The sequence below is a fragment of the Rivularia sp. PCC 7116 genome (genome assembly GCF_000316665.1).
Lineage (GTDB): Bacteria > Cyanobacteriota > Cyanobacteriia > Cyanobacteriales > Nostocaceae > Rivularia.
The window spans coordinates 6,749,626-6,771,335 of sequence record NC_019678.1; the positions used below are offsets into that span (position 1 = coordinate 6,749,626).

Genomic DNA, 21,710 nt, shown 5'->3' on the forward strand with positions numbered 1-21,710 from the left:
CGACGAATGAAGCGATACAGCCCGAATCGCTTCATAACATCACTATCAATTATTTACTAGTTTGAGAAATTAAGCAGGATTGGAAAGCATCCTTTTCTGTAACAAGCTAAGTATTGCAGATTTTTCTAAAATTCCCACCAACACGTTATTATCGCGAATTACGGTCAGTGCAGATAGTTTTTGTTGTTCGATTAACTGCACTACTTCTAATAAAGGTTGGTCGGCTTTTACTGTAGTAGATTCTGCAATTGGTCGCATTACATCTTTAATTAGAGTTTCCGACCATAATTGCGGTGAAACGGTACGAAAACACTCAGCAGATATTGCTCCTACAAGTTGTCCATCACTGTTAGTAACTAAAAAGCGCCGCCATTTTTGTCCGGTTACTATCTGCTCGTCTGCAAACTCTCTGAGGGTAAGATTATCGGCAACAATCGGGCTATCGCTACTTACCGCATCACCAGCTGTTAAACCTGTAAACTGCTCTTGTACCCTTGCAACTTGGGCTGCATTACCAGCATTTCTCAACAAGAAGAAACCAATTAATAAATTCCAGAAGTTAGCAAAACTGCCAGTTAACAATAGTGGAATCAAACCACTCGCGATCGCAATCCAACCAAAGATTTGTCCGACTCTACTAGCGAAAACCACTCCTTTATTAGGATTACCAGTGATTTTCCACACTATTGCCTTGAGTATATTTCCTCCATCCAAGGGCAAGCCAGGAATTAGGTTAAATGCGAAGAGTGCTAAGTTAACAGCAGCTAAAACGCTCAAGATTGCCGAAAAAACACCAGATGCGGCAGTCCCAAAACCAATTACTGCAAATACACCAAACAACAACAGGCTAACTAAAGGACCTGCAATCGCTACCCAAAAAGCAGATGCCGGAGTATTTGATTCTTTTTCTAAACTTGCCAAACCTCCAAATATAAACAGGGTGATGGATTTAACATCAATCCCTTGACGAATGGCAACAAAACTATGTCCCAGTTCGTGAGCAACGACAGAGCCAAAAACCATTAAAGCTGTCATTAAACCCAGCAGCAAAGCAGAACCACTTCCCAAATAAGGAAATGCATTGCCTAGCCCGCTACCATAAGTCCAAGTCACCAAACCCAATACCAAAAACCAGGATGGGTGAATATAAAAGGGAATTCCGAAGAGGTTGCCAACACGTATTGTGTTATTCATGGCGTTTACCTTTGTGTTCTACATCGAGAGACTCGTCAAACTCTTCTCTCGATAAATCCATAGTAACGAAATGTTAAGCATTTTTAATATTTGTAACTGTAGTGGTGTCCGTCCGTAAAAGTGCGGTTATGCGAATTGAGAGCGTCGCGTTTATATAGCCAATTATCCTTCCATCGCATTCGGGAGAGTCTCAAGCAAGTGCCTTGTAATTTCGCTAGAATATTTAGCCGCATTAAGAAAAAGCCAGTAAACATTTGGAATCATTTAATGTGAAATAAAATGTAAATTATTGCTCTTTACCCAGCAAAATTCGCGGAAGGGTAAGTGTTGAAAATGGAACGATAAAAAAAATGGCTGAATTGCTTGATATATATAGGTTTGAAGCTCTTCGGCTTGACGAACCATCCGCGCGCCTTACCCAGACTGGATTTGAGCGATTTACCCCCTTCTCAATCTCAATTTTTCATGCTAATATTTACCCATCCGTGAAATTGAACCATGAAAACCTTATAGTAAAAGGGCTTCAGAACCCAGCAGTTGAAACTCACCTTAATCCCTATTAGGGATTGAAACATAACGAGGCAGAACAAGCAAGAAAGCAATTAAAAAGTTGAAACTCACCTTAATCCCTATTAGGGATTGAAACATTGAATTGTAGTGTTGTAATGTTGTATGTAAATGTTGAAACTCACCTTAATCCCTATTAGGGATTGAAACAATCGGGCAATGGCAAATGATTCACAACAATGGGGTTGAAACTCACCTTAATCCCTATTAGGGATTGAAACACCTTTAAGAACAGTGAAGTTGCTAAGGACTTGTTTAGGTTGAAACTCACCTTAATCCCTATTAGGGATTGAAACTATGGTACGCTCTTTTTCTTGCTTGGGATTAATAGGTTGAAACTCACCTTAATCCCTATTAGGGATTGAAACTTAATCTATTTTCTATCTTGCCGCTAGAATGATTAAAAGTTGAAACTCACCTTAATCCCTATTAGGGATTGAAACTAATTATCGCGTTAAGGTTAAGGAATTGTTTACAAGTTGAAACTCACCTTAATCCCTATTAGGGATTGAAACTATTTAGGATGCTTTACCACGGCATCCTTTTTGGTTGAAACTCACCTTAATCCCTATTAGGGATTGAAACAAGGAAGAGAGTATAGATACAGTTTGCAATCAGGTTGAAACTCACCTTAATCCCTATTAGGGATTGAAACAACAAGCCTCAAACCTAGTGATAGCAGTCAATTGTGTTGAAACTCACCTTAATCCCTATTAGGGATTGAAACCTTATCCTACAAACATGACTACATTTTCTTCTGCTCGTTGAAACTCACCTTAATCCCTATTAGGGATTGAAACCTATTATGGGAAGGGGGAGGATTTCTATTATCTCGTTGAAACTCACCTTAATCCCTATTAGGGATTGAAACAATTACATCCTGTATTTGCTCTTTCTTTGAATTAGTTGAAACTCACCTTAATCCCTATTAGGGATTGAAACATCAGTCTTTAATTAGATATAATCATTTAAAACAAGTTGAAACTCACCTTAATCCCTATTAGGGATTGAAACATATTCTTGCTGCAATTTCAGGATGCACTGTATGTTGAAACTCACCTTAATCCCTATTAGGGATTGAAACTTCAATCGCCTTAAAGGAGTCTTTAAACGCTTTAGTTGAAACTCACCTTAATCCCTATTAGGGATTGAAACTTTTAACTTCTAGAGAAGCTTTCTCAGATTCTCGTTGAAACTCACCTTAATCCCTATTAGGGATTGAAACGATGATTTTAGACATTTGAATAGTTTGAAGAATAGTTGAAACTCACCTTAATCCCTATTAGGGATTGAAACGGTACTTTGAAAGTTTGTGAGGAGAATGAAATACTGTTGAAACTCACCTTAATCCCTATTAGGGATTGAAACGCATCAACCAACTTTCCTTACTGCCATTAGCTGATGTTGAAACTCACCTTAATCCCTATTAGGGATTGAAACTTATAAGAATTTGTGTAAGCATTATGGAAAAGTAGGTTGAAACTCACCTTAATCCCTATTAGGGATTGAAACCATAACCTCTCAAGATAAACCTCTGAGGAGAAAAAGTTGAAACTCACCTTAATCCCTATTAGGAATTAAAACTATTGCTTGCACGCAGCTAATTAATCGCTTGAATAGGGAGCTAAAGCTAGGTTTTTGTTGCTATCAAGTAGAACGCGATCGCAGAGTTTAAGCAGTTCTAACTCAGTCTGTGTCTTTCGCATCAACCGCAGAAAATGACCTTCAGCATCCACTAAGAGTGCGATGTAATTAAGGTACATTTTGAGGTGTCCCGCACGCGCTCGCGGTGGTGTTTTTACCGCTTCGGGAGTTTGCCGTAAACGGTCAATATATTCGCGTACTTCGACTAAAGGAACGAGCGGAATCGGCTCAGAACGCAAGCGGAGGCGAATTTGATTAAAAATCCAAGGATTGGCGATCGCCCAGCGTCCTACCATCACACCTGCCGCACCCGTTTGAGAAAGCACCTTGAGGGCAGTTGCAGCAGAATCAATATTGCCGTTAGCAAGCACCGGACAATTAACCCGTTTGACTGCTTGAGAAATCAAATCGTATTTCACTTGTCCGCGATACATTTCTTTCACGGTGCGACCGTGCAAGCTCAGTAAATCGATATTGTGGCGATTAATTATATCTAAAATTTCTTCAAAATTATCAGTGTTATCAAAGCCTACGCGCATCTTTACAGTTAAAGGTCGGTCGTTAATAGCAGAACGCAGTTCTCCCAAAATTCTATTCACTTTTTCAGGTTCTCGCAGCAATCCACCTCCAACATTTTTGCGATAAACCCTAGGTGCCGGACAACCCATATTTAAATCAATTCCAGCAATATTATATTGACAAAGTTCTCTCGCCGTTCTTACTAAATCTGGAATACTTTCACCAATCATTTGAGCAAAAACGGGGCGTTCGGTGTCGTTTTCGGTGATTGAAGCCAAAATCTTACGATTGAGTCGCGAGTCATCGCGGACGCGAAAATATTCGGTAAAGAAATAGTCGGGACTGCCATACTGGGCAAGAATTTTCATAAACCAGAGATTTGTCACGTCCTGCATGGGTGCAAGAGCAGTCAGGGGTAGGTCTGGATAAAGCGATTTAGGAAGCGATACCTGAGACATGGAATTACAGCGCAGGACAAAGAATTACGATTTTACCAACATTTTATTTAGGTTGATTGGCGCGAACTTCGATATCTTCGAGGGTTTGCAGCAAAAGACGTTTGGCTTGCATCTCCCAACCTAACTTTTGAATTTTGATGGCAGCAAAAGTACCACCGATAGCAGCCAACAAACCGATGGGTTGATGAAGTGAAATTCCTAGCAACAAACCCAATCCACCAATTCCCCAAAATGGTAAAGCTACTGTTTGCCGTTGTTCTTCAATAATTCTATTTAGCTCACCCGAGGGCATTTGAGTCAATAATTCTTCTTTTGCCTTTCGCTGTTCTGCCATTGGTAGAGCTAAACAAATTTTTCGTCGCAGTTTTTCAATTTTGCGGGCATCGGTGCTGTATTCAGTAAGTTCATCAAGCGTCATTGATAATAAACTTTTTAATTGTTCCATTGCGTGCTATTGGTTCCTTATTATTTTTATGTGAAAAGCGAATCAATATTATGTAGATATCTTACAGGTTTTTGACATCTCCCCCGACTTTTAGTTTTTTTTTCAAGTGCTACTTACTTTATTAAACAAGACTTACGCATGTCATAACGTAATTGCGTCATTACATTAGGACATGAGACAGCGACATGTTTACCCGCAGGGGGATCATCTCGCGAAATGGTGGAACGATCCACATAATAACTACTCTTTTCCTAGTAGAAGATTACCGTTTGGGATTGAGGGAGAGAGTGAGAGAGGGAGGGAGTGAGGGCGAAATTTTAATAGGAAATCTTAGAGCGGCATGGGAGTATTTTGCTTTGCGTAAGTCCTAATCATATAATCTGCGCCTGCCATAAAATAGCAAGTGAAATAGAAAATAGCAGATATTACTCGTAACCATAAATATGTAATTATAGTTAACCGTACCAATGTTTTTACAGTTTACCGAACATAATAATTAATCATATTTAATTGGTCGGTATTCATCAAATAATAAGTGATAAAAACCGAATTTACACTATATCTAATCTTCATTAATATAGGAATCAAAGAAACAAATTAAAACCACTTATTAAGTAAACAAAAATATAGGAGTTGAAAACATATGGCTATTACACGTTACAATCCTTGGGGAGAAATGAATACCTTACAGAATCAATTAGATCGACTATTTGAAGATATCCAAGCACCAGCATTTAGAACTCCAGCAGCCGAATTAACCGAAACTGAAGATGCACTTCACTTAAGATTTGAACTGCCTGGAATTGAAGCGAAAGATGTAGATATTGAAGTTACGGCAGATGCCGTTAAAGTAATTGCAGAGCGCAAATCAGAACAAAAAGAAGATACCCGTTCTGAATTTTATTATGGTAAATATCAGCGCGTAATTCCTCTAAAAGCAAGAATTAAAAATACTGACGTAACTGCTGAATACAAAGACGGTATTTTGAATTTGACACTACCCAAAGCTGAGGAAGAAAAGAACAAGGTAGTTAAGGTTAGTTTGTCAGAAAGCTAATTAATATTCCCTGCAATAAATTGTGTAGTGTAACGTTGTCATGTTTTAAGCCCTGTTGTTGAGCCAGCCGCGTGGGGGGATTCCCCCCGTTGAGCGGACTGGTGTTGAAGCAACTGGGCTTTTGATTGTTTATTTATTTAAGTTCCCGCAAAAAAAGACTGATTTATAAAAACCAGTCTTAGTTTTAGATCATTATTCAGATTTTAATAAAGCTATTAAAGAAAAGAAAAACGATAAATTAAGCTTTTTAACGAAATTTTAGTTGGGTAAATAAGCATTTTGAAATAGTGGGATAGGCTCAAAGGGAACATCCCATTTTTCAAGAGGATTAATCTGCGAACTCGGATTCTTTATTAAATAAAAGCCTCTGGCGAATTTTAGTCAGCTGGTTTTGAGAATTAACGGGTTCTCGTGGTGCTGGAAGTTCTGTATTAGGCCAATTTAATACATCATTGCAAGGACATAATATAGCAGGCATACCCAAATTTTTCAAAGGTACCGGCATCTCGCAGCGGGAACAGCAACTTATATCCCATTCAGGTGAAAGTAATTCTGCAACAGTTTGCTCGGTTCCTTCGAGATAACACTCACCCGACTTTGGCGAAAGGATTTTCTGCCAACACTCTTCAAAATCCTTACTATAACTTTCGCCATCAATAACATTCAGCGGTTGCAAGCTTGCCACACCGTTGCTAATGATAACCTTCTTACCTAACTGAAACCAATAAGCTAGGTATTTTTTTACTTGTGTTTTGGATGCCATGTTTAAATTCTAGATTTTAAATTCTACATTTTGGATAGTGAATTATGAATAAAGAATTAAGAATTTTAGTATTGGGCATTGATAAGGGTTATGAATGAAGACAAAAAATTTTTTATCTTCTCTATCCCCTCTCTCTTATTGCTTATGCCATGAATGTATCAGCAAGGCAAACGACTACCAAGCACGCTCAAATTAATTACGTGTCCTCCAGTTACTAAATATGCTGTTTGACAGATAACACCCAATTTACGGGTTAACGAACCAAGGCGATCGCGAAAGGTTTGACCTATAGGATAAGCGGGTACTACTCCCCATCCGGTTTCCTCAGCGACGAAAATCATTTCAGCCGCCACCAACTGCACTATTTCTAAAAATTCTTCAACAATATCAAGCCAGGATTTATCATCTTTATCTAGATGATTTGCGACCCAAGTACCTAGAGAATCTACTAAGATAACAGTGTCGGGTTTTGCATCACTTAGAGTGGCTGATAAGTCAAAAGGGACTTCTAAGGTGAGCCAGGTTTCAGGACGGCGATTTCTATGCTGTATAATACGTTGCTGCCATTGCTTATCATTTGGTGATAACAGTGCTGTTGCAACATACACAACTTTTTTACTAGACTGGTTTGCTAAAGCTTCTGCCCATTCGCTTTTTCCCGAGCGTGCCGGACCAGTGACAAGGATAACTTTACTCAAAGCTGTTTCCTCAGTATCTTTAATTAAGTAGGGTTGCCATTTTTGCAAGTTAAGCAATACAAGGGTTAATTATTCCTCAATGCTAAACAGACAACCAGTTAACTTGTTTTAAAACTTACTCATTATTTTAAGAGTCGATCTGGCTGTTGCACTTTTTCTTAGATTTGTTACCTCAAAGGTATGATTTATAGTTACAAATAACTTTTAATAGATAAAAATACAACAAAAGCAGTCAATGCAACCAATAGCTTGACTTGAAGAGTGAACTCCAGCTTGCAGAAGCGTTGTACAACAGCACCAATTATCAACTTTCACCGAACAGTCCTATGAAAGCAGGTTTAAAGCGTATTGAAGAGACTTTGCAGGATTTAGATATTCGCATTACGAATCCCCTAAACGAAAATGCCGAAGCTGATGGTTTGAATCAGCAATCTTTATCATTCCGTATTCAGGATCGCGCTAGTGAATCCAATCAAGAACTGACCGAATTATCATCAGAAGAATTACTTGAGAATAATCCCAGTCAGGAAGTTTTAGAAGATTTATCAGAGGATAACTCAGTTCAGACCTTTTCGGCACAGGATGAGGAGATTAAAGCACCTAGCCTTCCTAAATTCAAAACCCCTAGTTTTAGCAGCCATCGCAATGCTCCTAATCCGGCATTAGCATCAAATGTATTGCAGGAAATTCAAGAAATTGTTGCTGGTTGGCAAACTGAATTGTACAAAATTTTACGACAGATTCAGGATATATACTCACAAGGCCCGATTGTGAATGGCTGGCTGGAATCTCATGAAAAAGAACCACAACCGGAAGCTACTGCAACCCTGCGTCACGCAGAAGTTGACCGCTTGATGGATTATGTAGAAGAAATTTGTGCGGCACAAGAAACACCAAATCCATCCGATTTTTCCCGTACTGGCTACCGTTTGTGTGGTTTAGACGCTTCTGGTGAAGTTTGGTCTCGTTCTTGCCCAGCAGAAGAAGTTCCGGGGGTTAGCATGGCGATCGCTCGCTATCAGAAATTACGTCAATATCTCGAACGCAAGCAAAAATTGGAAAACCGCTTGAACCAATTAGCAGAAACCCTAGTAGTTTTACACGGTCATATTAAACAACAGAAATAAAGTATTAGAACTTGTTAAAATTTATATCCGAAAAAACTCGGTTGGTGTGTATAAATTTTTTAGTTAAGATTCTGTGCAGGTGAACATTGAATTTTAGTAATTGCTCTTGGTTTAGTAGCAACAAAGTTACAATCAATTAGCGTAAGTAAAATCCAAATTCGGCTCTCTCTAAAATTGCAATAAAAATGCCAGACACGCAAATTTCTGCCATTATCTGTACTCACAATCGAGATGATTATCTGGGCGCTGCTATAGATAGCCTTTTGTCACAGGATTTTGCTGGGGGCTTTGAAGTGGTGGTGATAGATAACGGCTCCAAAGACAATACCAAGCAAGTCGTAGAGCAAAGACTTGACAATCATCTTCTTAAGTATATTTACGAGCCTAAACTTGGATTGTCAGTAGCTCGAAATACTGGTGCTAAAGCTTCCAGCGGTGAGGTTATAGCATATCTCGATGATGATGCCGTAGCAAGCAAAAGCTGGTTGCAAGTACTTTATCGAGCTTATCAAAGCAACTCTAAATTAGCCATAGCCGGTGGTAAAGTCACATTGTTATGGCCGGATAAAGTAAATCCACCTCGCTGGCTATCATCAGGATTAGCCGGTAATTTAGGGGCTTACGATTTGGGGGATCGCGTTGTAAAAATCGAAAACCCTGGTGACACTCCTAGAGGCTTAAATTATTCGATAAGGCGCAGTTTTTTGGACGATATCGGAGGTTTCGATATCAATCTTGGAAGAGTAGGCAAAAACTTACTTTCCAATGAAGAACTACAAATGACCGAACTAGCCTTAAAAAAAGGTTGGGAAGTCGCTTATCTTCCTGAAGCTTTAGCAGCCCATAATGTATCTCCAGAGCGTCTCAAGCGTTCCTGGTTTATCAGCAGAGGTTGGTGGCAAGGCATAAGCGAGTGTTACAGAGAACAGCTTGCCGGAAAAGCCGGTACGGGACAGTTACAACGCGGTGGCGAAAGGTTTATACGCGGTTTATATAAAGCATTGCAACACTATTCCGATCCAGCAGAACGTTTTGATAAACTTGTCTATGCTTACGGTCAAATAGGTTATTTAAATGCAGCTATCCAGGGACTTCTATCAAAAAAAAGTAGTTAGTAAATAGTAGTTATTAGATAGTCGTTGGTGGATAGTAGTTAATTTCGCCGAGCAAATAACAACTAACATCTAACAACTAACAAATAACACTAACATCTAACATCTAACAACTAACATCTAATAATTTAAATATAATTATATGTCTTCTAAAATACCAGTTTCCGTATTGATCCCGGCTAAAAATGAAGAAGCAAATTTACCCGCTTGCTTAAAGAGCGTTTCGAGAGCGGATGAAGTTTTTGTAGTAGATTCTCAAAGTACTGATAGAAGCATTGAAATTTCTGAAAATTTGGGTGCAACAGTCGTACAGTTTGAGTTTAACGGAGGCTGGCCAAAAAAGAAAAATTGGTCTTTGGAAAACTTACCTTTTCGCAATGAATGGGTATTGATAGTTGATTGTGATGAGCGCATTACTCCCGAATTGTGGGATGAAATTGCTCAAGCAATCGAGAATCCAGAATACAGCGGTTACTATTTAAATCGCCGCGTATTTTTCTTAGGTAAATGGATTCGCCACGGTGGAAAATATCCCGATTGGAATCTGCGTTTATTCAAGCATAAAGAAGGTCGCTACGAAAACCTAAATACCGAAGATATTCCCAACACTGGTGACAACGAAGTTCACGAACATGTTGTTTTAAGCAATAAAGTTGGATATCTAAAAGAAGATATGCTTCATGAAGATTTTCGCGATCTTTACCACTGGTTAGCGCGACACAATCGTTATTCAAATTGGGAAGCTCGCGTTTACTACAACTTACTTACTGGTAAAGGCGATGACGGCACCATTGGCGCAAGTTTATTTGGTGATGCAGTGCAGCGCAAGCGTTTCTTAAAGAAAATCTGGGTAAGATTGCCATTCAAACCTCTTCTACGCTTCCTGCTGTTCTATATCATTCAGCGCGGTTTCCTAGACGGCAGAGCTGGATATATCTACGGAAGACTTTTAAGTCAATACGAATATCAAATCGGCGTAAAACTTTACGAACTACGTAGCTGCGGCGGTAGTTTAAATACCGTAAACGCTTCCAAAAATCCCCAGCCTGCTATTGGTGCGGAGGTTAGTCAGTCTGCAACTTGATTAAGAGGGAAAAAGAGGAAGAGAGGTTAGAAAAACTCCTAACTCCTCATCCCTCACTATTTCCCATGCCCAATGCCCAATTCGCCATGCCCAATTCGCCATGTCCAACGCTCAATGCCCAATTTCCACAACATTAAATGCCGAACCTTTTGTAGATTTACGTAAATACGACCAATCTGATTTTGATAGAGGGCGTGCGGGTTGGTATATATTGCTTTGGTGGTTCGTACAGGCTATTACTTTTCCTCTCACCCTTCACAATATGAGCGGTATACGTTGCGCTATATTACGTCTATTCGGCGCGCGTATTGGTAAAGGTGTATTAATTCGTCCTACTGCCCGTTTTACCTATCCCTGGAAAGTAACTATTGGCGATTACAGCTGGATTGGCGATGATGTTGTTTTATATAGTATCGACGAAATTAACATCGGTTCTCATTGTGTAATCTCACAGAAAAGCTACATCTGTACTGGTAGCCATGATATTAAAGATCCAGCCTTCGGTTTACAAACAGCAAAGGTTGCAATTGGTAACGGCGCTTGGATTGCTACAGATTGCTTTGTCGGGCTTGGAGTAACAATCGGAGCTAATGCTGTCATAGGTGCCCGCAGTAGTGTTTTGACAGATATGCCTGACGAACAGGTTTGTTGGGGCACACCTTGTCGCCCCCGGTATGCCAGGAATCGGTAACATCAATTATTTATAGTTATTTCTGGTTCCCAGTCTCTGGCTGGGAACCGTTTGTTTAGAGGCTCTGCCTCCGGATATGATGGAGGCAGAGCCTCATGAAATGCATTACAAGGTAGAACCTTGTAACGAGAAGTTTCTAACATCTACCTGAGAATCAGCAACATTTTTTAAATGCGTTAACATCAATTCATCTCGCTGACACCATACAGAAAATATCTTGTCTCTTCCATCATTAACGGTTTCTCTATCAATACGATATATATTGTTTTCTCGTTTCAGTTTCAAACCCAATAAATTAAATAATCTCCGAATAATTTTGATTGTCGAAACCTGCTCGTTTTCTACTACTAAATTAATATTTAACGCTCTCTGAATATGTCTGCTGCATTGCAGTACGGTATTTTTCAACAATATTAGTTCGGCATCATTTTCGGTAAATTCTCTACTGGGTTCGAGTAATTGCAAAACACCTAATGCTCTTAAAGCTTCTATTCTCAGTGTATAGATTTTTAAATCTGGCAGAAAAACTTTCCCTTCACCACAGGATAGCTGTTGATTCCATTCTTGTTTGTCTCGGATATGAAAATAGTCGCTCGAATGAGTTAGATAATAATGAGTTCGCAATTGATAGTAATATCCCCTGTCATCCTGTAATTTCAGTTGGGGAGTAACTTCTATACCGTATCTTTTTCTGAGAAAGTATTTATTGATTTTGTGACGTTCGTTATCTGTAAGAGAATGTTTCTTTAATAGCAGTTCGTATTCCAAGTAATTTATATCTGGAGCTTGACTGACAGCGGTTGCCGCAGCTAACTGATTCTGCTGTTTAATTTTCTTAATATTGTTGTTAATTTCTTGAGATTTATTGCGGCTTTGCTCCCAGTCTTTTTTAGCTTTAACAATTTCTAAAATCAACCTTCGACGATTTGCTGAATCTTCTTTATCGGTAGCTAAAAATGCATAGCGTAAATCTCTAATAATATTTTTCTGAATATCGTTAGTACGTACCCATAAATTATGCCCTTCAGCCGTTAATCCTTCCTTCATTGATTGACGGTAAAAGTTGATGGAAGCATTTACCCGTGCCGATAGTTTTGCCCAAGTTCTTAAATGTATAGGATCGTATACTAATGGTAGATCGACATCAATTTTATGCGTTGGGCTTAACAAAGCTAAGTTTTCTTTTTGATTTTCTTGATACCAAAAAGACAACTGACGATAATTTTTACTACCGCTACCAATTAAACCTACTCCTCGTTTGGCACACCATACGACACGAGGTACATCATCCCTTACTCTAGCTAATGCTTGTCTGGCTTCAGAATCTGGAATTACCCCTTGAAAAATCCCATAAACTCGATCAAAATGCTGTACATCTATGCTAATTCCCGTTCCCAAACTTGGAGTTACAAATACAGCATCGTATTCGGTAATTTTTTGATTGATTGATGCGACAAAATCAACCGCTTCGTGCCCTGGGGTGTTAGTAGTATGACTGCTGACTATTAAAGTTTTCGGATATAAATGTCGTAACTTATCCAAACGTTCTTTAAGATAACGTTCGATTGTTTCACTACTATAACGTCCGGAGCGACTATCTGTAGTTATATAACACTTTCTGCCAGCTAGTAAATCTAATTCTAACTGTTGAATCAGCGGCGTGGGATTGGGAGAATCATAAAAAGTTATATCCCAAGCTTGTTCGGGTTTCCATTGATTTACAACTACCCAAGGTGTTAATTCAATCCCTGCTAATCTTTGGAGATATTCTAAAGAAACATCTGATAAATCGGCATCTTGAGCAATAACTAATCCTCCAGTTGTCAAAACTGTAGAAATTAGCTGTTGAAACAACTTTAAAATCTTAACTCGTTTATCTTTACAAGTAGTGCTGTGTAACAAATGCCATAAAGATTGTTCGACTTCATCCAAAATAATTATCGCTCCTTCCCAATCGGAAGGATTGAGTTTCCAAATCGAATCAATACATAATCCAGTATTGGGGGAATGATGCTCGCTTGCTGCAATATTAGGAAGCAGTACATCGCTACTACTAATATTTTTACAATTTTGAATTCCCCATTCCTTATAACCTACCCCCCATTTAATCCCGACTTTTTCGCACAAAAATCGTCCTAACTGAATTCTGTGAGTAATCAATAAAATAGGTTTATTTCGATTTAATGCTTGTTGAACAACAGCTTGTAATGCAGTAGTTTTTCCAGTACCTTTTGCTGACTTCACACCTACTAATCCAGAGGTTGGAAAAGGTATTTCACCTAGATAACGACGATTGACAGTCATTGCTGCCGGAATAGTTAAATTAGTATGGGGTTTACTATGAGCAAGGTAAATTTCTAAATCCGGACTTTGGTAATAAATTTTATCGAAAGCAGCCGCACCTTTTGCCACAATAAACTCATCAACACCCTTCTCCATTCCCGGAAGTTCGATTACTTGAACCGGGCAATTTTTTTCTTGAAATAATAAACCAAGTTGAGATATGGCGTTGTTTACAGCGTTGGTTTTCTTAAGTTCAGTTTCAAAATCAAAACAAATATAAATAGTACGCTTTGTAATACAAAAAGCTGCTAAATCAGCAATCAACTGACGGCGAATAACTTTACCAAATTTATTTTTAACAACTCGATAACCACTTGTAATTCCGGGAATTGCAATAGCTGCGTATCCTTGACTTAAAAGGGTAGCCGCTTTCTTTACACCTTCGCAGATAATTACCGGAATATTACGCTCCATTACCCATTGCCAAAAGCCGACAGCACCACCATCCTCTGCGATCGCAACATTATCGGGTAGTTGGACATGATAACGTTGGGCTACTTGCTCCCACATCGGCAAAGGTACCCGCAAACAAAAAATTCGCGTTGGGGTACAAGGAGGATGTTCGTACTTAATAGACTTGCCTTTTTCATTTATACGAGGTTGGTTTGGTTTGAAGCATCCCCATTCCATCATGTGCCAATTATTCAGCATATCAACCCCAGAACACCACCAACCACCAGCGCTAACATGGGCATAACGCTCCAACCAGTAGCTTTTGACTATTCCAGTATTTGTACGGGGAATAAGCTCGGAAATAAATAGATAATCATAAGCATTTTTATCTTCAAGAGAGCGAAAATTCAGCTTAACTAGGTGTAAATCAATGCCACTACCATTGACTAATTCTTCAAGATGCTCTGGTTTTAAATAGTGCAAATGCATTATGTGGGGAGGAAAGTACAGACAATGGATTTGAAAAATGTATCATGCACTCGCCGGTTTTTATATAAGGGTTTTAATGGATATTAATGTGCTTATTATTATTCAGTGACGGGAAATACTTCGGTTTAATCAAAAAATATTGATTTTCCGCTTTTTATTGTCTAAGTAATAGATATGTATTGTAATTTTTGATAGCTATTATTTTACAGATATCAGTATAAGTATCAATAAAATAACTTTTATATTTATTTCTTCAAATGGTAAATTAATGTGATATTAGTGCTTAAGCGTAGTGATTGAAGTCGGTTGCATTAATTCCTTAAGGACATTTTTGCAATAGTATCTATGAATTAGTTTAATCTAAGTTGGATTTAAACCGGCAAGATGCTCCTTTTGCAAAATTTATATCAATTGGTTTTATAATTCGATTTTAATTAACTAGAATATAAATCCTCTGTATCTTGAGTCAATTAGATAAAGAGGATTTAGTATGATGTCAAACAAATAAAATTTTGTAATTAATTAATCGCTAACAGCTTTTTGATTCTGCTTGCCAAACAAAAACTGGAGAATTTCCAAGCTGAGAATGCAGCTAATTAACCATACTAAACCAGCAGCATATCCAGCAATTATATCTGTAGGATAATGAACTCCTAGATAAAGACGACTAAAACCAATAGCTAAAACTAATAAAGTAGTTAAAAATAAACAAATGCTACTCCAATAACGAAAATTAGCTATTAGTAAATAACAAATGAAACCGTAAACAACCAAAGAAACCATAGCATGTCCGCTAGGAAAACTATAAGAAGCAGCATCCACAATACGCTCCCATAAAGCTGGGCGCACGCGAGCAAATATATTTTTTAACCATACATTTAAGCCGATACCCCCTGAAGTGACGATAATTAATGTAAAAGCGCTGGCAAATTTTCTGCTAACTAATAAAACTATCCCTACAAGGCAACTGAGATAAATTAAAGTTGAACCATTACCTAAAAAAGTAATCCCAGTCATAATTTGATTTAAGAAAGGAGTATGTTGTTCGTAAATGCTTTGCAAAATTGCCGTATCAAATTCTGTGGTTTCTTCAGCAAATACTTTTTCTGCTATTTTAAAAAATCCCCACACGCAAAACGCAGCAACGGCAAAACCTCCAACCCAAAGTAATGATAGTAAAGGGGATAGTCGCGAAGATACTTGTTCTTTCCAACCTTGAATTAATTTATTAGTGTAGTCAGACATAAGTTTAAATTAATAGATATGTACGGTTGAATGTGTTTTGCAATACGTTAATATTTAGCTTTATTGAGAATAACAAAGTTAGCTTAAGGCAACGTAAAATTTAATATCTAGAATTTAATCAAAATCGCCCTCACCCTATAAGGGTAGGGCTACAGTTAGGAAGCCCACCTGCGTGGGCTAAGTTGAAAGTAAGTAATTTTTTGGAAATTATGCTTCCCAATATTGCAGAAGTTGAAAGCTACCTTCACCAACATATTCCCCTATCTAAAAGTATGGAGGTAAAAGTTAAGCAAGTTGATGAAAATGGTATTACGTTAAAAGCACCTTTATTACCAAATATAAATCATCGTTCAACAGTTTTTGGTGGTAGCGTTTCGGCTTTAGCAATTCTTGCCGGATGGACTTTAGTTCATGCTAATTTGCAGGCTTTATCTTTGTCTTCAAGGATTGTGATTCAGCGTAATTATATAGAATATCTTCAGCCGATTGATGGGGATTTTATGGCTATTTGTCCGTTTCCTTCGGTGGAGGTTTGGGAGAGGTTTATCAAGATGTTGGAGAGGAAATCGAAGAGTAGGATTGAGTTGGATGTTGATGTTTTCGGGGATGGGGTGAAAGCGGGGAGTTTTACGGGGGTTTATGTGGCTTTGAGGGGGTAAGGGAGGAGGTATTTGTTGGTGTTAAAGTAAATTTATTTTAGTAGGTTGGGTGAAACGTAGTGTAACCCAACATTATTTACTGAAAACAAACATATTTCAATTTATTGAATTTATCGAGAATTGTCACAATTAAATGTTGGGTTACGGCGCAAAATAAATTTATCGTATTTCTAGAATTATTTCTTGTACGCCTCCACCCAACCTACAATACTTATTATTCATTTCCTATATTTGCGGGAAATTCTATGTATTCTTCTGCTCCCCAATTTATATCATATACTTTTCTTTCTACATACGACATAAAACTTGAGTATTGCCAATCTCTTGGAGCTTTAACATACCCATGTTTAACAGGATTATAATGAATATAAACAAACACATTTCAATTTATTGAATTTATCGAGAATTGCCACAATAAAATGTTGGGTTACGGCGCAAGATAAATTTCTCGTATTTGTGCAACTATTTTCTGTGCGCCTTCACCCAACCTACAATCATACAATACTAGGAATTAACCAAATTCTGCGCTCTATAAATCTCATACATCATCAAACTTCCCGCAACGGCTAAGTTTAGAGAATCACATGTATTGGCTATCAAAATATCTTGGGACGTGAGAACCCCTGGTTTATAACCAGGGGATGAAACGGACAGGTAAAGTTTTAACTTTCCGTGTTTCTTTTATTTACTAGTTTGGTTCTCAATATACTTACGAATAACGTCGGTACTTACTTGTCCTGTAGTAGCTACAAAGTAACTAGGACTCCACAAAGTAGGTAATTTTTTAACTGTGGATATTCCTTCCTTAGAATATTAGATGCTCTACCCTTAACCCACTTTGCAATTTGAGAAGCTGACTCATGTGGCGGTGAGTTGATAAACATATGTACATGATCTGGCATCACTTCAAGAGCGATTAATCTCCAGCCATGTTCTTTTACTAACTCAAAAATAATTTCCTGTAGCCGCATAGCGATTTCATTAACTAATACTGCTTTACGTCTTTTTGGGACAAACACAAAGTGATAATTTATCGATGACACGGATTTTTCAGCCCTTCTGTATTCATAATCTGACGCTGACAACTTAGCCATTTTATATCAGGGTTTTTTGTTGATTATTTATGTTGAATCAACTATATTAATAAACAAGGAGGTGGTCAAGTGTACAAAACAGTTCCAATAAAAGCAAAATTTACGGATGAAGAAAAAGCTTTCTGGGTAGATCAGTGTGAGCATTCAAACAGTTTATATAACTCTGCTATTTATCTGGCACGCCAGAATCATTATGCAATGCTACTTGAAAGAAAGGCTAATACAACTTACTGGTGTGGAGATGAACTTAGAAGTGGTTGGAAAACTTACAGATTAGAAACTAATTATTATCATTTAGATAAACAGCTTAAAACTTGCATTCACTACTTTTCATTGGCTGCACAAGCTGCACAACAAACATTAAAGTTAGTAGGAGAATCAATAACTAGTTACAATAAATTAGTGGATAAGTATTACTTAGGAGATGGCAGTAGGCCATCAATTCCCAAGTACAGAAAGTCTGGTGGTTTATTCGCAGTTACGTTCCCAAAACAAGCCTTGGCTTGTCATAATGGTTATATTTATCCCTCAATCAGTAAAGCAACAAAGCCTGAATTAATAACATCAATTAAGCTTATTTTGCCCGAATTTATTAGCTTTGATTGGATTAAAGAAGTAATTATTCGTCCTAGTCGTGGAGAGTTTTGGGTTGATTGGGTGATAGACGATGGTAAACAGCCAATTATAAATAATAAGAGTCTTAACTACAATCATGCAATTAGCATTGATCACGGTGTAAAGTTTTGGTTGTCAGCAGTTACTACCCTTGGTAAAAGTTTTATTGTTGAATCTCCACAGCTAAAAACTGCACTCCATAAATATCGAAATCAAGTACAGCAACATAAGAAAAACAAACCTAGTAGATACTGGGACAATTACCTTGATAGAATCACAGCAAAACGCAATTTACAAGTCAGAGATGCAGTAAATAAAGCCGCTAGGTTTATCATCAATAAATGCTTAAAAGACGGTATCGGGAATTTAGTAATTGGTTGGAATGAGGGAAATAAAACCAACATTAATATTGGTAGAAACAATAATTATGAAGTTGTTTCAATGCCAACCAAAAGACTTATTGAGAGGTTAAGACAATTGTGTGAAGAATATGGTATTAGATTCCACATAACCACTGAGGAGTATACTTCTAAAGCTTCTTTTATTGATAATGATGAATTACATCAATACGGTGCAAAACCCATAGAATGGAAGCCATCAGGTAAAAGAATTAGTAGAGATGTATACCGCACAAAAGACGGTTTATTGATTCATGCAGATTTAAATGCAGCATCTAACATTCTACGAAAGGTTGCCGACCAGATTTTTATTAACTCCGGCATCGCAAAACTAGCTTTTGAAATAATTAAACGGGGTGCTTTGACACACCCCAAACGGTACGATATTTTTAGTAATCTAAAAAGGTCTTATCGCAAGCAAACAATGTCACGCAGTATGTCTTTAGACTACGGAGTGACAACTGCTTAGAATCCCAGTTTTTTTCAAAGCTGGGAGATGTCAAGGGAATACGAACGAGATGTTTGCACAAATCCCGCTGTTGTTGAGTTAATCCTTTTCTTTCTTCTCCTAGAAAAATCATTGTTGTTGCCGGATATTCAAATTTATGAATATCAACTGCACCGTCTGGAGAAGCACCAATTACATGGCAATTATGATTTTGCAACCATTTGTATAATTTAGAGTAACCAGTGCGGATAAATTTTTGGTTGTAGATAGAACCCATTGAAGCTCTAACTACATTTGGGTCAAAAGGGTCTATACTATTTCCCAGAAAGATAAAACCAGCACCCCCAAATGCTTCGGAAGTGCGAATTAATGTACCAAGATTTCCTGGCGATCGCACTGTTTCTAATATTATCCAGCAGGTTCGTTCTTGCAAGGGAATATCATGCAATTTCGTCCAATGCTGATGCACAATGGCACCTACACCGGAAGCTTTTTCTGTATGGGAGATAGTGCGAAATTTTTCGGGTGAAATGTTGAGGCAGGGTATTCCAGCGCGACGTTTTTGACGTACTAGTTTGCGAGCAATTACAGATGTCAGCAGTTTCTCACTATAAATGATGGTGGAAATATCAAATTTGTTATCAAGAATTCTAATAAAGTTACGAATACCTTCTACATAGAATTGTTTTGTGGAATCGCGGTATGTTCGGTGAGTTTGCAGCTTGCGTATTTCGTTGAGTTTGGCTGCATGACTTTCAAGTTTTAACGGTTGGGTTTGATTAGAAATATTACCAAGAGCCATCCTCCTTCAGAGCGACTTGGCTCGTGACGAAATTCACTTTAGTTAACATGAGATGTTGCGGTAATTATGCCGCTGATTTTGAATTGTTTTAGTATTTTAGCATGGTAAATCGGCTTTCTCATCCGCCAGGGATTCAAATCTGTCTAATAGCAAAAGTCCTCTTAAGAGGACTGAAAAAGCATATTTTTAGCCCACGGAGGTGGGCTTTGTTTATGTAGCCCCACCCTTCTAGGGTGTGGGCATTATTTCAATTAACTAAGCACCAACAGATTCTTTCGCAGCGTAAAGCACCTCAACGTTAATATCTTTAACACCTCTTTCCCGTGCAAATTTTTCGGTATTTCGCTTCACTTTTCCGCGTACAAATCCGGGAATTTTGTTCAATTCTGCTAATCCTTCTTTTGTCCAGCCTAAATCGGATTCGGCGGATATTCCTTTGGTAATTACTTCTTTGGTATCGTGTCCACCGAAGATTTCTAATAGGTGATCTTCCATTCCCAAGGTAAAGGAATTATATACTAAGTCGGCGATTTGATTGGTTCCTTCATAACCCATAAATGGCTTATATCCGATGGGAAAATTCTGAATGTGAATCGGAGCAGCTATTACACCGCAAGGAATATTCAACCGCTTACCTACATGACGCTCCATTTGCGTACCGAAAATTGCTGAAGGCTCAACTCTAGCGATCGCATCTCCTATTTCAGCATGATTGTCGGTAATCAGTACTTCGTCGCAGTATTCGCTAACCTGCTCTCTGAACCATTCTTGGTCATATTTGCAGTAAGTACCAGCCCAAACGACGTGAATCCCCATTTCCCGCGCTAATATCTTGGTGATAGCAGCAGCGTGGGTGTTGTCGCCAAATACAACGGCTTTTTTACCTGTTAAGTTTTGACAGTCAATGGAACGAGAGAACCATGCTGCTTGAGATACGTGCAGGGTTTGCTCGTTGATAAATTCTTCGTAATCGACTTCTGCACCTTGTTGATTGATTACCTGCTGTATTTTACGGATACAGCGAGCAGTTTCTACTACACCCATTGGAGCAATATCAACGTAAGGCATTCCGAATTCGGTTTCTAAATACTTAGCTGACATCATGCCAAGTTCGCGGTAAGGCACTAAGTTAAACCAAGCGCGGGGTAAATTCTTCAACTCGTGAACGGAAGCACCTTCTGGTATGACAGCATTAACTTCAACACCTAAATCGTTCATCAACTTTTTCAACTCGGTGCAGTCGTGCAAGTTATGAAAACCGAGTGTTGAAACACCAATAATATTTACAGAAGGTTTTTCAGTCTTTCCCTCTGGAAGTTCGCCTTTTTTACGCGCTTTTTCAATGTAGTATTTGACAACTTGCTGCAAAGTTCTGTCAGCGGCTTCCAATTCATTGACGCGATAGTGATTGACATCAGCCAGCATCACATCACATTTAGCATCCATTTGCGCCCTTTCCACAAAATTTTCTAAATCTTCTTGGAGAATGCTGGAAGTGCAAGTCGGAGTCAATACGATTAAATCAGGATGTTCCTCAGAGTCCTTGCGGGTAATGTTATCCACAACCTTTTCTTGAGAACCGCGAGCAAGAACATTACGATCAACAACACTAGTCGTTACTGGAGTAAAATTGCGTTCGCGTTCCAACATAGATCGCATCACATTAAAATAATCATCACCAATCGGCGCGTGCATAATGGCGTGAACGTTCTTAAAAGAACTGGCAACGCGCAAAGTACCAATATGAGCGGGACCTGCATACATCCAGTAAGCTAATTTCATGAAAAATGTTCTCCGTTTTATAGAACTAAAGTTGTCCAAAGATTAGGACTATAATTGCTTTAATTTATTAACGTTCTCAATTG

The 21,710-nt window shown here is 38.3% G+C and carries 16 protein-coding genes, 1 pseudogene and 1 CRISPR repeat array; of the genes and pseudogenes, 7 read left to right on the top strand and 10 right to left on the bottom strand.

Annotated elements, in window-relative coordinates:
* Positions 1–69: 69 nt before the first annotated feature.
* The 3 genes from RIV7116_RS25980 to RIV7116_RS25990 all read right to left on the bottom strand — a co-directional run bounded on the left by RIV7116_RS25980 (position 70) and on the right by RIV7116_RS25990 (position 4,827).
* The gene (locus tag RIV7116_RS25980; protein ID WP_015121305.1) at positions 70–1,194 is read right to left on the bottom strand and encodes a site-2 protease family protein; all 1,125 of its coding nucleotides are present in this window, start codon (positions 1,192–1,194) and stop codon (positions 70–72) included.
* A gap of 536 nt (positions 1,195–1,730) precedes the next feature.
* Positions 1,731–3,345: direct repeats of the CRISPR family, unit length 37 nt; unit sequence GTTGAAACTCACCTTAATCCCTATTAGGGATTGAAAC.
* A 20-nt stretch (positions 3,346–3,365) separates the two neighbouring features.
* Positions 3,366–4,382, bottom strand: coding sequence for a tRNA-dihydrouridine synthase (locus RIV7116_RS25985; RefSeq protein ID WP_015121306.1), 1,017 nt, complete (start codon positions 4,380–4,382; stop codon positions 3,366–3,368).
* Positions 4,383–4,425: 43 nt separating this feature from the next.
* Positions 4,426–4,827, bottom strand: coding sequence for a hypothetical protein (locus tag RIV7116_RS25990; protein ID WP_015121307.1), 402 nt, complete (start codon positions 4,825–4,827; stop codon positions 4,426–4,428).
* 643 nt (positions 4,828–5,470) lie between these two features.
* Between RIV7116_RS25990 and RIV7116_RS25995 the strand changes: the two genes are divergently transcribed.
* Positions 5,471–5,884: an Hsp20/alpha crystallin family protein gene (locus tag RIV7116_RS25995; RefSeq protein ID WP_015121308.1), complete on the top strand. Its 414-nt coding sequence runs from the start codon at positions 5,471–5,473 to the stop codon at positions 5,882–5,884.
* Positions 5,885–6,212: 328 nt separating this feature from the next.
* Here the strand turns inward: RIV7116_RS25995 and RIV7116_RS26000 are convergent, their stop codons facing one another.
* Positions 6,213–6,647 (bottom strand): hypothetical protein, encoded by a 435-nt coding sequence (locus RIV7116_RS26000; RefSeq protein ID WP_015121309.1) that lies wholly within the window; start codon positions 6,645–6,647, stop codon positions 6,213–6,215.
* 158 nt (positions 6,648–6,805) lie between these two features.
* Positions 6,806–7,345, bottom strand: a complete 540-nt coding sequence (gene cobU / locus RIV7116_RS26005) for a bifunctional adenosylcobinamide kinase/adenosylcobinamide-phosphate guanylyltransferase (RefSeq protein ID WP_044292367.1) — start codon at positions 7,343–7,345, stop codon at positions 6,806–6,808.
* A 326-nt stretch (positions 7,346–7,671) separates the two neighbouring features.
* Here cobU and RIV7116_RS26010 point away from each other — a divergent pair, with 326 nt between their 5' ends.
* The 4 genes from RIV7116_RS26010 (at position 7,672) to hpsU (ending at position 11,359) form a co-directional block, all read left to right on the top strand.
* Positions 7,672–8,472: a hypothetical protein gene (locus RIV7116_RS26010; RefSeq protein WP_015121311.1), complete on the top strand. Its 801-nt coding sequence runs from the start codon at positions 7,672–7,674 to the stop codon at positions 8,470–8,472.
* Positions 8,473–8,657: 185 nt separating this feature from the next.
* Complete coding sequence (locus tag RIV7116_RS26015) at positions 8,658–9,587, top strand: glycosyltransferase family 2 protein (protein ID WP_015121312.1); 930 nt, start codon at positions 8,658–8,660, stop codon at positions 9,585–9,587.
* 139 nt (positions 9,588–9,726) lie between these two features.
* Positions 9,727–10,668: a glycosyltransferase family 2 protein gene (locus RIV7116_RS26020; RefSeq protein WP_015121313.1), complete on the top strand. Its 942-nt coding sequence runs from the start codon at positions 9,727–9,729 to the stop codon at positions 10,666–10,668.
* A gap of 100 nt (positions 10,669–10,768) precedes the next feature.
* The gene (hpsU, locus tag RIV7116_RS26025) at positions 10,769–11,359 is read left to right on the top strand and encodes a hormogonium polysaccharide biosynthesis acetyltransferase HpsU (RefSeq protein WP_015121314.1); all 591 of its coding nucleotides are present in this window, start codon (positions 10,769–10,771) and stop codon (positions 11,357–11,359) included.
* Positions 11,360–11,464: 105 nt separating this feature from the next.
* Here the strand turns inward: hpsU and RIV7116_RS26030 are convergent, their stop codons facing one another.
* Both RIV7116_RS26030 and RIV7116_RS26035 read right to left on the bottom strand, forming a co-directional pair.
* Complete coding sequence (locus RIV7116_RS26030; protein ID WP_015121315.1) at positions 11,465–14,584, bottom strand: plasmid replication protein, CyRepA1 family; 3,120 nt, start codon at positions 14,582–14,584, stop codon at positions 11,465–11,467.
* Between the two features lie 522 nt (positions 14,585–15,106).
* Positions 15,107–15,829, bottom strand: a complete 723-nt coding sequence (locus RIV7116_RS26035; protein WP_015121316.1) for a phosphatase PAP2 family protein — start codon at positions 15,827–15,829, stop codon at positions 15,107–15,109.
* 209 nt (positions 15,830–16,038) lie between these two features.
* Here RIV7116_RS26035 and RIV7116_RS26040 point away from each other — a divergent pair, with 209 nt between their 5' ends.
* Positions 16,039–16,488, top strand: a complete 450-nt coding sequence (locus RIV7116_RS26040; RefSeq protein ID WP_015121317.1) for a thioesterase domain-containing protein — start codon at positions 16,039–16,041, stop codon at positions 16,486–16,488.
* 681 nt (positions 16,489–17,169) lie between these two features.
* Here RIV7116_RS26040 and tnpA read toward each other — a convergent pair.
* Positions 17,170–17,582, bottom strand: a pseudogene (gene tnpA / locus RIV7116_RS26045) (IS200/IS605 family transposase).
* Positions 17,583–17,651: 69 nt separating this feature from the next.
* Between tnpA and RIV7116_RS26050 the strand changes: the two are divergent.
* Complete coding sequence (locus RIV7116_RS26050) at positions 17,652–19,064, top strand: RNA-guided endonuclease TnpB family protein (protein ID WP_015117597.1); 1,413 nt, start codon at positions 17,652–17,654, stop codon at positions 19,062–19,064.
* Here RIV7116_RS26050 and RIV7116_RS26055 read toward each other — a convergent pair.
* Both RIV7116_RS26055 and bchB read right to left on the bottom strand, forming a co-directional pair.
* Positions 18,985–19,845 carry an RNA methyltransferase gene (locus RIV7116_RS26055; RefSeq protein WP_015121319.1) on the bottom strand — a complete coding sequence of 287 codons (861 nt, stop codon included), beginning with the start codon at positions 19,843–19,845 and terminating at the stop codon, positions 18,985–18,987. The two genes, RIV7116_RS26050 and RIV7116_RS26055, sit on opposite strands and share 80 nt — an antisense overlap.
* A 255-nt stretch (positions 19,846–20,100) precedes the next feature.
* Positions 20,101–21,627 carry a ferredoxin:protochlorophyllide reductase (ATP-dependent) subunit B gene (bchB, locus tag RIV7116_RS26060; RefSeq protein WP_015121320.1) on the bottom strand — a complete coding sequence of 509 codons (1,527 nt, stop codon included), beginning with the start codon at positions 21,625–21,627 and terminating at the stop codon, positions 20,101–20,103.
* Positions 21,628–21,710: the final 83 nt, after the last annotated feature.